Raw genomic sequence first — 12,813 nt, 5'->3', positions numbered from 1 at the left:
ACATCCTTTTCGTCTGTTACGTCTGCCCCCATTGGCGTAAGGGGAGCCCTGACCAATCAGCACGACAGCCATCCGCTGTTGTCTGTTGCAGCCGCAAACGTACTTGTTGTAGTGATTGTGCCAACACGGTCTGACGCCAGGCTACATCCGACCAGAGCCGTCCGTGCATATCCCGTTCGATATCAATACGTTGAGATTGTAGTCGTTTCAACTCGGCAGGCATACACCCCTGCAGACTCGCTTGCTTTAATTCCGTCAGCTGCAAGTCGAGTTCCTTCTGACGCTCATCATAACGAGACCAGACCCGCCGTTCATCCTCATTGACCGGAATACGGGTGGGTCTTGCCTCGGCCATGCCACCATATCCCTCCGGCGGCCACTGCGCGCAACCCGACAGCAGAATGGACGATAGCAGGATACCAAAGCGTTTCATGATGCAGCGGCCATCATGCCACGGGAACGCATATAGGCCTTGATGCTCTCATGGCAGGGGATCACCCGGTCGATATGCAGCATCTCCAGCAGATCATGAGGTTGACCGGGTCCGCAGACAAGGGCCATCTGATGCCCGTTCATAATCAATCTTTTATAGAGAAATACCAAGGCTCCGATCCCCGACGAGTCGATAAAATGAACATCGCTGATATCGGCCAGGATATCTCCCGGGTGGGTCGAGAGGGTTTCAAACAACGGGCGGAGCTCACTGACGGCCATCGCGTCAAACTCATTTTCCAGTACCACTACCTGGATATCATTAAGGGTGTAAGTCATGCTTTCCATCGCTAGCTCCTTGTCGATTCTAAGACTATTTGCTGTCACGGCATTCAGCACGCTGCAAATGTTATGCCGGGCAGTGCCACGGCACTTGTTCTCCAAATGATACTCTTTGCGCCTTATTCGCCGACACCCACTCCTCGTTTTGATTGCCAAATTGCAATTAACCTCCCCCGCACGTTGCAAACTGCAATTCACCTTGGCCGAGATCGCCTGATAACAGGCTAAATGGCTGATAATTCAAGCCCATTAGACTGGGCCCGATTATTGCTTGCCTTTGCACACAGCTCACAAGCCACCGTTGGCTCGGCCCCCATGTCGCCATATTCCAGGAAGGAGAGATCATGAAAGCAGGCCTTTACATCGCACCACTGTTGGCAGCCCTTTGCGGCACCGCATACGCAGCCCCCTCCCCTGACAGCGCCGTGTTGAAGGTTGAAGGCGCCATCAGCAGCCCCACTCATCAGTCTCTGGCCCTGTGGGACAGCGCCATGCTGGATCAACTACCGGTACACGAAATCAAAACCCATACCCCCTGGTATGACGAAGCCAAGACCTTTCGCGGCCCGCTGCTGCAAGATGTATTGGCCAAGGTCGGGGCAACCGGCAAACAGCTCACCATTACCGCGCTCAATGACTACTCGGTACAGGTGCCGACAAGCGATGCCGAGCAGTATCGGGTCATCCTCGCCCGCACGATCAATGGCAAGCCACTGTCGGTGCGTGACAAAGGGCCGCTGTTCCTTGTCTATCCGTTTGATCAATATCCCGAACTGCAAAACAAGCTCTATTACGGTCGGGCTATCTGGCAGATCAGCGCGATAAAAGTGGAGTAGATCCCATCATGCGTTCCATGGCGGCCAGTCAACGTTTCTTGTTTGTGGTGCTTTGTGTGCTGCTCCTTGCCTTTGCCGGTACTGGTACCATCCAGTACCGGCAATTTCAGGATCTGCAGCGCAGTACCAGCCAGGGCGAAGACAACGTGATGTGGAACTATTTCCAGCTCTATAACGAAGCGCTGCGTTTTCAAAGCTCGCTGCTCCATGAGTCGCAACCGACCTTCCAGCTCAGATACGATATTCTGGTCAGCCGCATGGATCTGGTGTTGGAGAGCAAGGATCGCAGCCTGCTTCAGCAAACAGAGATCTACCAGCAGGCAAGCAAAGCCATTCGATCCTACATCTCTCTGGCGGATATCTGGCTCGGCCCGGAAGCCACCAAGCCGCTCGACAATCTTGCCCATCAGGAGCTGCGCCAACAGCTTGCCTCCCTGCTTCCCCTGCTCCATCAGCTGACTCTGGAGGTGAACCAGCAGGCGACCCTGTTTGATGTGGCACGTCGCGACAGCGTGAGGGAGCAGATCATCACGACGACACTCATCGCAACCCTGCAATTTGCGCTGCTCTTTGTGCTCGCCCTGCTGATCTGGCGGCAAATGAATATCTCGTTTCTGCAGCACAAACTGATGCAGCAGCTCAATGACAAACTGCTGCGGGCAAATCAGGCGGCAGAGGCCGGCACAAGAGCCAAAAGCAGCTTTTTGGCCAACATGAGCCATGAAATTCGCACCCCCATGAATGGTATTCTCGGCATGCTCTCACTGCTGGCCGACCGGGATATGGATCCGAGGGAGCGAGACTATCTGGAGACGGCGCGCGAATCGGCAAACCATCTGCTCGGTCTGCTTAACGACATTCTGGATGTATCCAAGCTGGAAGAGGGCAAGATCGAGCTGCAACTGGCCCCCCATCACTTGCCCCAGCTGCTGGAGGATATCCGGGCTCTGATGCAGAGCAACTGCGATGCAAAAGGGATCAAGCTGACCCTGACTGTTGCCCCCGATACGCCGGAGTGGTTGATGATCGACCCGCTGAGAGTGCGCCAGATCCTCTTCAATCTGGTGAGCAATGCCATCAAGTTCACCCATCAGGGGGAAGTAAAGATCCACGTTGATAGCACCCTGTTGGAGCAGGATCGCCACTCGATACGTATCTCGATCCAGGACACCGGGATCGGCATGAGCAAAAGTCAGTTAAAGAACCTGTTTCAACGTTTCGCTCAGGCGGATGTCTCGATCACCCGCCAATATGGCGGATCGGGCCTGGGACTTGAAATATCCCGTAACCTCGCACGCCTGATGGGCGGCGATATCTCGGTAGAGAGCAGCGAGGGGCATGGCAGTACTTTTACCTATATCTGGCCCGCCAGAGCCACGACCCCCTCGATTGTTTGCCTGCCGTCCAAGCCGCTGGATCAGGAGAGCTATCGCATCTTGCTGGTTGATGACAATGCCACCAACCGCAAGGTGATCGGCGCCATGCTCGACTCCGTGGGCCATCAGGTCACATTGGCCGTTCAGGGAGAAGAGGCGCTGGAGAAACTGGGTCACACCGAATTTGATCTGGTGTTGATGGATGTCCAGATGCCAGTGATGGATGGCCTGGTGGCCACCACCCGGATCCGCACCTCCCAGATGCCTTGGGCAGATATCCCCATCATCGCCCTGACGGCGGATGCGATGCCGGAATCCAAGCAATACTATCTTTCCCATGGCATGAACGGGTATATCACCAAGCCCATCAATAAAGAGACGCTACTGAGCGAGATAAACAGACATATTTCCCATGGTCGGCTCAAATACAACGCCACCCTGCGTGTCACCAAGCAATAAACCCCCCTCCCTGATTCCGGGCTACTGATTGCTCATGTGGGGCAACATTGACCTCTGCAGGCAACTGAATGGGCTTGGGTCTGGAACCCACGCAGGCAAGCCGCTTCGCAACAGCAGCACGGGCCGTCGGCTTGTCTCGGGTATGCAGGGATTTTTTGATCTGTACAGATCTAGTAATCCCCTCCCTACAACGTCCAGACCAGAGTGAATGACTATATTTATGTTTTTAATGCATCAATAACCACTCTTAATGCGGGTGAAACATTCCGGTGGGGATAATAGAGGTACAGACCAGCCAAACGGTGACTATAGGGTTTCAATACCTGGATTAAGATGCCGCGCTCAAGTTCATCGCTCACCAATTCCTCTGGCACATAGGCCAGTCCCAGCCCCATTTTGGCAGCAGCCGCCTCCATATAACTGTCAGAGAAGACCCACTGCCCCTGTGGTCGATGCTTAATCGCCTTCCCCTCTTGCCACAGTTCCCATTGATAGAGGTTGCCATCGGCAAATTGGTAAGCGATACAGGGATGTCCCGCCAGATCGGCAGGCGCCTGGGGAAATCCGTATTGAAGAAAATGATCTGGTGTGGCTACCATCACCATCTCCAGATCGGGCGTAATGCGCACGGCCACCATCCCCTCATCCACCTCGTCACCCAGCCGCACGCCAGCATCAAAGCGCTCATCGATGATGTTCACGAAGCGGCTTTCACTGATGAGTTCCAGCCGAATATCGGGATAACGCTGCCTGAAGATGGTCAGCTTGGGAAGCAGCACCTTGTCGATGGCATGTTGGCTGGCGTTGATCCGTACCGTGCCTGAAGGGGTATCACGATAGTGGGCGAGCGTGGCCAGACCCGCATCAAGGGACTGAAAACAGCCCTGCGCCGTGCGGTACAACTGCTCACCCGCTTGGGTTAAGGAGAGGCTGCGGGTAGTGCGCATCAGAAGCTGCACCCCGAGCCGGGCCTCGAGATCCCGAATCGTTCGGCTGACCCCGGACTGGGCAAGCCCCAACCTAGCTGCGGCCTTGGTAAAACTCCCTTCCCGAGCGACCAGCATAAAGACATGGAGATCGTTGTAATTCTCGCGGCCTGTCATTTTGTTCACCCCCTATGTTCCTGTCCGCCACGACCTGAGTCAGGTGCGCGTCAGACGTCTTAATTTAGAACAAATAAGCATTAATGTTATCAAAAAACCGCCACTAATCATCACTATTCGTTCTAACTAGACTGTGTGTCGTGGTTCACAAAACCAGCCCTCCACCACCAGGACCACGCATCAGAAATCCGATTTCGAGGAACTTTGCCATGAATGTTCTCCCCAAGAAACTGACAGCTATCGCGTCTACCCTGCTGCTGGGCGCCGCATTAACCGGAGTCTCTACATTGAGTCATGCCCAAACAACCAACCCCACTGAACCTGTCTCCATGGTCACCCAATGGGACAAGACCTTCACCCAAAGCGACAAGGTCGATCATCGCAAGGTCACCTTCAAGAACCGTTACGGCATCACTCTCGTGGCTGACCTCTATCTGCCGAAAAACCGGGGAGACGCCAAGCTGGCGGCCATTGCTCTGAGCGGCCCATTTGGTGCCGTAAAAGAGCAGTCGAGCGGCCTCTATGCCCAGACCCTGGCTGAGCGTGGTTTTGTCACGCTGGCGTTTGACCCCTCTTACACCGGTGAGAGTGGCGGCCAGCCACGTGATGTGGCCTCGCCAGACATCAACACCGAAGATTTCAGCGCCGCCGTCGATTTTCTCGGCCTGCAAAAAGAGGTCGACCGCAACCGTATCGGTCTACTGGGGATTTGCGGCTGGGGTGGCATGGCCCTCAATGCCGCCGCTGGCGACACCCGCATCAAGGCGGTGGCAACCAGCGTGATGTATGACATGAGCCGGGCCATGGGGCATGGGGTGGGCGATGGCAAGGATCGATTTTCCACCGCCGATCGCCGCGCCGTGCTGGCATACCTGAATGAACAACGCTGGAAAGATGCGGAAAGTGGCACCTATGCCCATAGCAATCACGACCTCTATGTCGATGACAAGGGAAATGTCACCGCTGCCGCCCGCACCCTGCCAGAGGTTCTGCCGGAAAACCCGCACCCGGTACTCAAGGAGTTCTTCGATTACTACCGTGTACCGCGTGGTTTCCATGCCCGTTCTGTCAACGCCAACGGGGCCTGGACCACTACCATGCCGCTGTCATTCATGAATATGCCGCTGCTGAGCTATGCAAGCGAAATATCCATTCCCACCCTGATCGTGACCGGTGAGCAGGCTCACTCTCGTTACTTTGCCGAAGATGCCTTCAAGGCCGTTGGCAGCAAGCAAAAAGAGCTGGTCGTTGTGCCTGGCGCCAATCATGTCGACCTGTATGACAACCAGGCTGGCAAGATCCCGTTCGCCAAGTTCGAGCAGTTCTTCAAGACCAACATGAAGTAAACGTCGAAAACGCGGCGGCCTCTTCGCCGCGTTTTCTCACTGGTTTCGACGCCACCTTTCACGCCGCATTGGGAAAAGAACAATGACCAGAGGAGTGTTTGTCAGCGCGATGGCTCTGTTGCTGGGGGTGACCAGCACAGCAACCGCTACAAGTGCTAAGGCTCAGAACAAGGCAGATAGTATGAACATCACGATGACGATAGCCAGCCAGATCATCACGGCCACCCTGGAAGATAGTCACAGCGCCCGGGACTTTTTTGCCATGCTCCCCCTGACACTGCCCCTCGAGGATTACGCCGACACCGAGAAGATTGCTTATCTGCCCCGCAAATTGACCACACAGGGCGCCCCAAAAGGCATTGACCCGAACGTGGGGGATCTCACCTATTACGCCCCGTGGGGCAATCTGGCGATCTTCTATCGGGACTTTGGCTATTCGACCGGACTGATTAAGTTAGGGCGCATTGAATCGGGTCTCTCCCACCTGACCACAACCTCGGCCGCCAGCATCACGATCGAAGCAATCGAATAAGCCCATATTTCACTTTCAGGTCATGCCATGAACGTAACATCGTTATCATCACATACACCCGCTGTCGTCAACGAACACTGGTCTGCGGTTGCTGCCATGTCCCTGTGTGTGGCACTGCTCATTGCCGCCGAGTTTATGCCGGTCAGCCTGCTGACGCCGATCGCCACCGATCTAGGTGCCAGCAATGGCATGGCCGGTCTTGCTATTGCCATCTCCGGCCTGTTTGCCGTCCCGACCAGTTTGCTGATCGCACCTCTATCTCACAGGCTGGACCGACGTCATGTGCTCATGGGGCTAGCCGTCGTGATGCTGACCTCTTTAATCGTGATCGCCCTAAGCCCCAACTTTACCGTGCTGATGGTGGCACGCGCTCTGCTCGGGATCGTTATCGGCGGTTTTTGGGCGCTGGCAACCGCCACCATCATGCGGTTGGTCTCCAGCCAATCCGTCCCCAAAGCGTTGGGCATCCTGTATACCGGCAATGCGGTCGCGACCGCCTTTGCGGCCCCCATTGGCAGTTACTTGGGTGGACTGATCGGCTGGCGAGGCGTGTTCTGGCTGCTGGTACCATTGGTAGTGATCAACCTGCTGTGGATGGTACTTTGCCTGCCTTCCATGCACTCCCAAGCACGCCCGCGCAGCGCATTTCGCCTGATGCGCAGACCCAACGTCGCCATTGCCATCATGGGCGTGACGCTGACCTTTGCCGGCGCCTTCAGTGCCTTTACCTATTTTCGTCCCTTCCTGGAGACACGCACCCAGGTCGACCTGCCACAACTCTCGGCGCTGCTGCTGGCTTTGGGGCTGGCCGGTTTTGTTGGCACCACAGCGGTAAGCATGCTGCTGCGCCATCATCTTTACCGGATGCTGCGCTGGTTGCCACTGGTGCTCGGCGTTATCACCCTGGCGCTGCTGGCGGTGGAGCATCACTTCTGGAGTGTGGCCCTGATGCTGATCCTCTGGGGCGCCCTTAACTCCGCCATTCCGGTCGCCTGGTCAGCCTGGATCACCCAGGGCATCTCAGATTCACCCGAGAGCGGTGGAGGCCTGATGGTGGCAGCTATTCAGCTGGCGATCACGTTGGGGGCTGCCGTGGGGGGTGGTTACTGGATTCCCTCTCTATCAGGGCCACCTTTATGGGCAGTGCCCTGTTACTGACCGCCGCCTCCATGGTGGTCGGCAATGGCAGCCGACTAAGGCCCGTCACGCTTGACCAGTAAGTTGACCCATCCGTTAGCAAATCCATTCGCCATCGCACAGTGCAATTTCACCCAGCGCCTTGATGAAGCAGCCGATGTAGTTCTTCTGGTTGCTGAGCTCTTTCGGTGCCCAGGAGAAGGCCTTCTCTTTTTGATAGCGGTCACACGAGACCGACAACAGCGGAGCAAGCGGTTTGGCCGCCAGAACAGCAGGCTTGATATTCGGCTGAGGTTGAGGGTTATCTGGCTCGCTTGTGGGTTGCAGAACTGGCTTAGCTTTAGAACGCACACAGGCAAACCGCTTCGCAACAGTTGCACGGGTCGTCAGCTTGTCTCGGGTATGCAGGGATTTTTTGATCTCTTTACGACGACCACAGGGGAGCGTGGTGACTTTCCGGTAATACCAGATGCCGTGGGGACTGAGCCAGAGATTCATCGATGAGCTCCTCGTCGTCCACACAAAGTGGATGACCAAGGGCTTTAGGAAGCTAACTTATTGAATTGCAGAAACAAGTGGTGGCCCTACCAGCCACATCCCGGCACTCGAGTCCCCCGCCTTGGCTGCTACCTTCCGGTCCTGACCAGGTCGACGGGTTATCAATGCGAGAGGACCAATAGGACCACCGGCGAGGAGAATAGGCAAACTGGGCGTTCAATGCAACGGCTTTCTACCCTCCAACAGATCGTTTGCCTTATTTTTCAACAATCTGCCGAATGAATCAGCTAAACAGCATAAATTTCGCCCCCACCAGCAGCATCAGCAGGGCAAAGGCCTGCTTGAGGCGTGTGGGTGACAGGCGGTGTGCCAGCTTGGCGCCAAGGCGTGCGAACTGGGTACTGGTCAGCACAATGCCCAGCAGGGCGGGCAGATAGATGTAGCCCACACTCCACTCGGGCAGATCGGCATGACCCCAACCCGCATAGAGGTAGCTGAGGCTCCCCGCCAGCGCGATGGGCATGCTGCAGGCTGCAGAGGCCGCTACCGCATTGCGCATTGGCACCGAGTTCCAGCTCAGATAAGGGACGGTCAGCGAGCCACCGCCAATACCAAACAGGGCTGACATCCAGCCAATGATGGTACCGGCAATGCCTGTGCCGAGCGGCCCCGGCATATGGCGCTCCGCTTTGGGTTTAAGGTTAAGCCCCATCTGTAGCGCCATGCTCCAGGCGAAACAACCGATGATGATATTGAGGGTGCTGGTGCTGAGCAGATTGGCGGTCATGCCGCCAAGCCAGCCCCCGATCAGCATGCCGGCGCCGAGTCGGCGGATCATCACCCAATCGACGGCGCCCGCCTCCCGGTGGGCCCGCAGCGAACTGAATCCGGTAAAGATCATGGTGGGCAACGAGGTGCCGAGGGCCAGATGGGTAATGATTTCAGGGTCGATGCCCTGGGCGCGAAAGGTCATGACCAGCACGGGGACAATGATAAGACCGCCGCCGATCCCGAACAGTCCCGCCAGCATACCGGCAAAGGCGCCCAGCAGGAGGTAACCCATAAACAGCATAAAAATTCCTGTGTTAAACAAAAACTGGCCAACACGGCCGGGCAACAGTGGATATCTGCATGAAAAAAAAGAGATGGCGCGAGGGCCATCTCTTCATTGTGCCGGTTAGTGCAGTGGAATGGTACCGTCCATCACCTTGTAGAAGGCCAGCACGGCACAGCCGAGCAGGGCCGCCGTCATCCCCTGCTCCAACCGGTTAAGGCCGCGCAGACCGTGATGCTGACGCGCCTTCCAGTAGATGAAGATGCCCGGGCTGTAGAGCAGCGCCACCAGCAACAGGTACTCCACACCGGCTGCGTAGACCAGCCAGCAGCCGTAAACCGTCGCCACCAGGGCCAGCAGCAGGTCACGTTTGCGCTGATGGGGTTGACCCTGATAGGTCTCCCCTTTCAATGCCAGCTTCAGGCCATAAGCGCCCGAAAAGACGTAAGGCACCAGCGCCGCCGAGGTTGCGATGTTGACCAGCGCCAGATAGGTGCTGCTCTGGAAGTAGATGATGATCAGGAAGATCTGCACCAGACAGGTGGAGCACCAGAGGGACACCTGCGGCGAGCCGTTCTTGTTCTCCTTGGCAAACCAGCCCGGGAACACGCCGGTCTTGCCTGCGATGTAGGGCACTTCAGCGGCCAGCACGGTCCAGCTGAGCAGCGCCCCCATCACCGACACCACCAGACCGATGTTGATAAGCCAGGCGCCCCAGGGGCCGACTACGGCTTCGAGGATCATGGCGGTCGAAGGGTTCTTGAGCGCCGCCAGTTGCGGCTGGCTCATGACACCCAGCGAGAACAGGGTCACCATCACGTAAAGCGTCAGGGCGCCGAGCAACGCCAGCACGGTAGCTCGGCCCACATCCTTGCGATGACGGGCACGGGCAGAGACCACCACGGCCCCTTCAATCCCGATAAAGACCCAGAGGGTCACCTTCATGGTGGACTTGACCTGATCCATCACGGAGCCCAGCTCCATGTTGTTCTGGCCCCAGATATCCAGAGTGAAGGTATCCATGTTGAAGGCCAGCAGGATCGCGACACAGAAGACGATGAGCGGCACCATCTTGGCGATGGTAGTGACGATATTCACCAGTGCAGCAACTTGTACCCCGCGCAGCACCAGCGCATGCACCGACCAGATCAGGATGGAGGCCAGCGTGATAGCCACCGGCGTATTGCCGTCACCGAAGATGACGTTGTCAGGTGTATCGAAGAAGTAGCTCAGGGCGCTAAACACTACGATGGCGTAGGAGACGTTGGCCAGCAGTTGGCAGAGCCAGTAACCCCACGCGGCGTTGAAGCCGATGAAATCGCCGAAACCGGCTTTGGCATAGCTGAAGATACCGCCATCGAGATCGGGGCGGCGCATGGAGAGGTTCTGATAAACCAGCGCGAGACAGATCATGCCCAGACCGGTGATGGCCCAACCCAGGGCGACCGCCCCGGCACTGGCATGCGCAGCAATGTTTTGTGGCAGACTGAAGACCCCGGCGCCGACCATGGAGCCGATCACCAGCGAAATGAGGGCGCCCAGCCCTAGTTTCTTGTCCATTTCAATCCTGTTTATTTAGGCGGCGGCAGAGCGTCCGTATTCATACTGCGCGCAATATGGGAGGGGCTGGGAATCCTGACCCCGTGAAAAAGGCGGCAACTATATTGCATGACTATTCCGACCGCAATCCCTCGTCCCGTCAATCATGCACCGCCTTGACCGCGCGCAATTTTACAGCACTGACCCATATGGCCTGTGAGCTGGCTCAAATTAACCAAGACCCATTGATATTTCTCATTTTTCTGCCAACACAACCTGACTCGCATGGTTCCTATGCATCGCCATTCAGGCACTCTCTGTATAAATAATCTGCATAAAAAAGCCCCGGTGGAAACACCGGGGCCCATTATGTAAATCCCTATAAACGCAAACCGCCATCCAGTTCTATCATCCTTCCCGACAGATAGTCGTTGGCAAAAATAAAGCTCACCGTCTCGGCCAGCTGTTGCGCCTCGCCAAGGGTGCCGACCGGAATGGCCTGCTGCATCCGCGCCATCGCCTCCGGCTTCATCGCCGCCGTCATGTCGGTGGCAAACACCCCGGGGGCAATCCCCATCACCCGAATGCCATGGCGCGCCAACTCCCGCGCCCAGGTCACCACCAGCGAGGCAACCCCCGCCTTGCTGGCGGCATAGTTGCTCTGGCCAATATTGCCAGCGCGGGCGATGGAGGAGATGTTGATGATGACGCCCCCCTGCCCCCCTTGGGCCATCAGCGCCGCCCCTTCGCGACCACAGAGGAAGGTACCGGTGAGGTTGACGTCAATCACGCTCTGCCACTGGGCCAGCGTCATCTTCTCCACCAGCTCACCCTCTTTCACCTTGATCAGCATGCCATCGCGCAAAATGCCGGCGCAGTTGATAAGACCGTGCAGCACGCCAAAACGCTCCTTGATGCCAGCAAAAACCGACTCAACCTCGGCTTCGCTCGCCACATTGCAGACAAACAGCTCGCACTGACTATCTTGATCGCACTGATCATTCTGACTGCGCACCAGGGCTGCGGTCGCCTCCAGATCGGCGCGATTGATGTCGAGCAGCGCCAGCGTCGCCCCCTGTGCGCCCAGGGCCAGCGCAATGGCCCGTCCCAAGCCACGTCCAGCGCCGGTAATAACGATGACCTTATCTTTGATATCCATCAATGCTCCTTGTAGCTGGTCGAAGAGAGATGCCTTAAAGAGAGGTGGCCCGTCAGGCGGGATCCTGTTTATCCAGATAGAGTTCGACGATGCTGGAGAAATCGCGGCTCCCCTGCCCCTGAGCGGCATGCAGGTTGAACAGGTTGCGGGCCAGCGCCCCCATCGGCACAGCGCTGTGGCCATGCTCGGCCAGCGCCATGGCCAATCCCAAATCTTTCACCATCAAACGGGTCATAAAGCCCCCCTGATAGTTGCGGGCGGCTGGGACATTCTCCATCACCCCGGGCCAAGGGTTGTAGCGCTCCAGACTCCAGTTGTTGCCCGAGCACTTGCCCATGATGGTGGAGAGCACAGCGGGATCCAGTCCCTCCTTCACCCCGAGGGCCAGCGCCTCGGCAGTGCCCGCCATATGGATCGCAAGCAGCATGTTGTTGCACATCTTGGCGATCTGCCCAGCACCCAGCGCCCCGGCGTGAAACAGATTCTGCCCCATGCAGGCGAGCAGGGGTTTCGCCGCCTCGAAATCCGCCGCGTCGCCGCCAACGATAAAGGTGAGCGTCCCGGCGGCCGCACCGGCGACACCGCCCGATACGGGGGCATCGATAAAGCGCAAACCGCGTGCGCGGGCCGCCTCCCCGACCTGACGGGCAGAGTCGACATCGATAGTTGAGCAGTCGATCACCAGTGCGCCAACCGGCAGGGCTGCCAGCAGATCCTGCCCCTCAGACAACCAAAGATCGCGCACATGCTCCCCCGCAGGGAGCATGCTGATCACCACCTCGCAGCCGGTCACCGCCTCACGGGCATCCCCAGCTGCGATGCAGCCAGCGGCGATAGCGTGCTCAATGTTTTGGGCAACCAGATCAAACACCTGCACCGTCTGCCCGGCCCTGGCCAATTTGGCCGCCATGGGGCCGCCCATGTTGCCGAGCCCGATAAACCCTATCCTTGTCATCCCGCTTGCTCCTTGCGTTGCTGATGGCGGCGTCCGCCGGTTGCC

The 12,813-nt window shown here is 57.4% G+C and carries 13 protein-coding genes and 1 other RNA gene; 5 read left to right on the top strand and 9 right to left on the bottom strand.

The window, feature by feature from the left end:
* Positions 1-16: 16 nt before the first annotated feature.
* The gene (locus tag OKC42_RS09125; RefSeq protein ID WP_005351415.1) at positions 17-433 is read right to left on the bottom strand and encodes a hypothetical protein; all 417 of its coding nucleotides are present in this window, start codon (positions 431-433) and stop codon (positions 17-19) included.
* A complete protein-coding gene (locus OKC42_RS09120; protein ID WP_005333409.1) occupies positions 430-780 on the bottom strand; it encodes an STAS domain-containing protein in 351 nt (116 codons plus the stop codon). Before OKC42_RS09120 ends, OKC42_RS09125 begins: the two co-directional genes overlap by 4 nt.
* 338 nt (positions 781-1,118) lie before the next feature.
* Between OKC42_RS09120 and OKC42_RS09115 the strand changes: the two genes are divergently transcribed.
* The gene (locus OKC42_RS09115) at positions 1,119-1,610 is read left to right on the top strand and encodes a molybdopterin-dependent oxidoreductase (protein WP_043819743.1); all 492 of its coding nucleotides are present in this window, start codon (positions 1,119-1,121) and stop codon (positions 1,608-1,610) included.
* An 8-nt stretch (positions 1,611-1,618) separates the two neighbouring features.
* Entirely contained in the window at positions 1,619-3,445 is a 1,827-nt protein-coding gene (locus OKC42_RS09110; protein WP_270658756.1) for an ATP-binding protein, read from the top strand.
* Between the two features lie 218 nt (positions 3,446-3,663).
* On the opposite strand, the gene OKC42_RS09105 is transcribed toward OKC42_RS09110, so the two are convergent.
* Positions 3,664-4,548, bottom strand: coding sequence for a LysR family transcriptional regulator (locus OKC42_RS09105; RefSeq protein WP_270658837.1), 885 nt, complete (start codon positions 4,546-4,548; stop codon positions 3,664-3,666).
* A 209-nt stretch (positions 4,549-4,757) separates the two neighbouring features.
* Between OKC42_RS09105 and OKC42_RS09100 the strand changes: the two genes are divergently transcribed.
* From OKC42_RS09100 to OKC42_RS09090, 3 genes are all read left to right on the top strand, one after another.
* Positions 4,758-5,894 (top strand): alpha/beta hydrolase, encoded by a 1,137-nt coding sequence (locus OKC42_RS09100; RefSeq protein ID WP_270658755.1) that lies wholly within the window; start codon positions 4,758-4,760, stop codon positions 5,892-5,894.
* A 181-nt stretch (positions 5,895-6,075) separates the two neighbouring features.
* Positions 6,076-6,426, top strand: a complete 351-nt coding sequence (locus OKC42_RS09095; protein ID WP_270819502.1) for a cyclophilin-like fold protein — start codon at positions 6,076-6,078, stop codon at positions 6,424-6,426.
* A 96-nt stretch (positions 6,427-6,522) separates the two neighbouring features.
* Positions 6,523-7,584, top strand: coding sequence for an MFS transporter (locus tag OKC42_RS09090; protein ID WP_270658753.1), 1,062 nt, complete (start codon positions 6,523-6,525; stop codon positions 7,582-7,584).
* Between the two features lie 75 nt (positions 7,585-7,659).
* Here OKC42_RS09090 and OKC42_RS09085 read toward each other — a convergent pair whose 3' ends face one another.
* The 6 genes from OKC42_RS09085 to mmsB form a co-directional block, all read right to left on the bottom strand.
* Positions 7,660-8,061: a hypothetical protein gene (locus OKC42_RS09085; RefSeq protein ID WP_270658752.1), complete on the bottom strand. Its 402-nt coding sequence runs from the start codon at positions 8,059-8,061 to the stop codon at positions 7,660-7,662.
* 84 nt (positions 8,062-8,145) lie between these two features.
* Positions 8,146-8,242: signal recognition particle sRNA small type (gene ffs, locus OKC42_RS09080), an RNA gene on the bottom strand.
* 102 nt (positions 8,243-8,344) lie between these two features.
* A complete protein-coding gene (locus tag OKC42_RS09075; protein WP_216948502.1) occupies positions 8,345-9,133 on the bottom strand; it encodes a sulfite exporter TauE/SafE family protein in 789 nt (262 codons plus the stop codon).
* 105 nt (positions 9,134-9,238) lie between these two features.
* Positions 9,239-10,675 carry an arginine-ornithine antiporter gene (gene arcD / locus OKC42_RS09070; protein WP_005336921.1) on the bottom strand — a complete coding sequence of 479 codons (1,437 nt, stop codon included), beginning with the start codon at positions 10,673-10,675 and terminating at the stop codon, positions 9,239-9,241.
* A 358-nt stretch (positions 10,676-11,033) separates the two neighbouring features.
* Positions 11,034-11,813 carry an SDR family oxidoreductase gene (locus OKC42_RS09065; RefSeq protein ID WP_123172940.1) on the bottom strand — a complete coding sequence of 260 codons (780 nt, stop codon included), beginning with the start codon at positions 11,811-11,813 and terminating at the stop codon, positions 11,034-11,036.
* Between the two features lie 52 nt (positions 11,814-11,865).
* Positions 11,866-12,768: a 3-hydroxyisobutyrate dehydrogenase gene (mmsB, locus tag OKC42_RS09060; protein WP_270658751.1), complete on the bottom strand. Its 903-nt coding sequence runs from the start codon at positions 12,766-12,768 to the stop codon at positions 11,866-11,868.
* Positions 12,769-12,813: the final 45 nt, after the last annotated feature.

Origin of the sequence: Aeromonas sp. Y311-2 (assembly GCF_027706025.1) — a bacterium.
Taxonomy (GTDB): Bacteria; Pseudomonadota; Gammaproteobacteria; order Enterobacterales; family Aeromonadaceae; genus Aeromonas; species Aeromonas veronii.
This window is presented reverse-complemented; position numbering and strand designations above follow the sequence as displayed.

Excerpts from the sequence above, each read along its gene's own strand:
- OKC42_RS09125 (WP_005351415.1), bottom strand. The coding sequence starts at position 433 with ATGAAACGCTTTGGTATCCTGCTATCGTCCATTCTGCTGTCGGGTTGC.
- OKC42_RS09120 (WP_005333409.1), bottom strand. The coding sequence starts at position 780 with ATGGAAAGCATGACTTACACCCTTAATGATATCCAGGTAGTGGTACTG.
- OKC42_RS09115 (WP_043819743.1), top strand. The coding sequence starts at position 1,119 with ATGAAAGCAGGCCTTTACATCGCACCACTGTTGGCAGCCCTTTGCGGC.
- OKC42_RS09110 (WP_270658756.1), top strand. The coding sequence starts at position 1,619 with ATGCGTTCCATGGCGGCCAGTCAACGTTTCTTGTTTGTGGTGCTTTGT.
- OKC42_RS09105 (WP_270658837.1), bottom strand. The coding sequence starts at position 4,548 with ATGACAGGCCGCGAGAATTACAACGATCTCCATGTCTTTATGCTGGTC.
- OKC42_RS09100 (WP_270658755.1), top strand. The coding sequence starts at position 4,758 with ATGAATGTTCTCCCCAAGAAACTGACAGCTATCGCGTCTACCCTGCTG.
- OKC42_RS09095 (WP_270819502.1), top strand. The coding sequence starts at position 6,076 with ATGAACATCACGATGACGATAGCCAGCCAGATCATCACGGCCACCCTG.
- OKC42_RS09090 (WP_270658753.1), top strand. The coding sequence starts at position 6,523 with ATGTCCCTGTGTGTGGCACTGCTCATTGCCGCCGAGTTTATGCCGGTC.
- OKC42_RS09085 (WP_270658752.1), bottom strand. The coding sequence starts at position 8,061 with ATGAATCTCTGGCTCAGTCCCCACGGCATCTGGTATTACCGGAAAGTC.
- OKC42_RS09075 (WP_216948502.1), bottom strand. The coding sequence starts at position 9,133 with ATGCTGTTTATGGGTTACCTCCTGCTGGGCGCCTTTGCCGGTATGCTG.
- arcD (WP_005336921.1), bottom strand. The coding sequence starts at position 10,675 with ATGGACAAGAAACTAGGGCTGGGCGCCCTCATTTCGCTGGTGATCGGC.
- OKC42_RS09065 (WP_123172940.1), bottom strand. The coding sequence starts at position 11,813 with ATGGATATCAAAGATAAGGTCATCGTTATTACCGGCGCTGGACGTGGC.
- mmsB (WP_270658751.1), bottom strand. The coding sequence starts at position 12,768 with ATGACAAGGATAGGGTTTATCGGGCTCGGCAACATGGGCGGCCCCATG.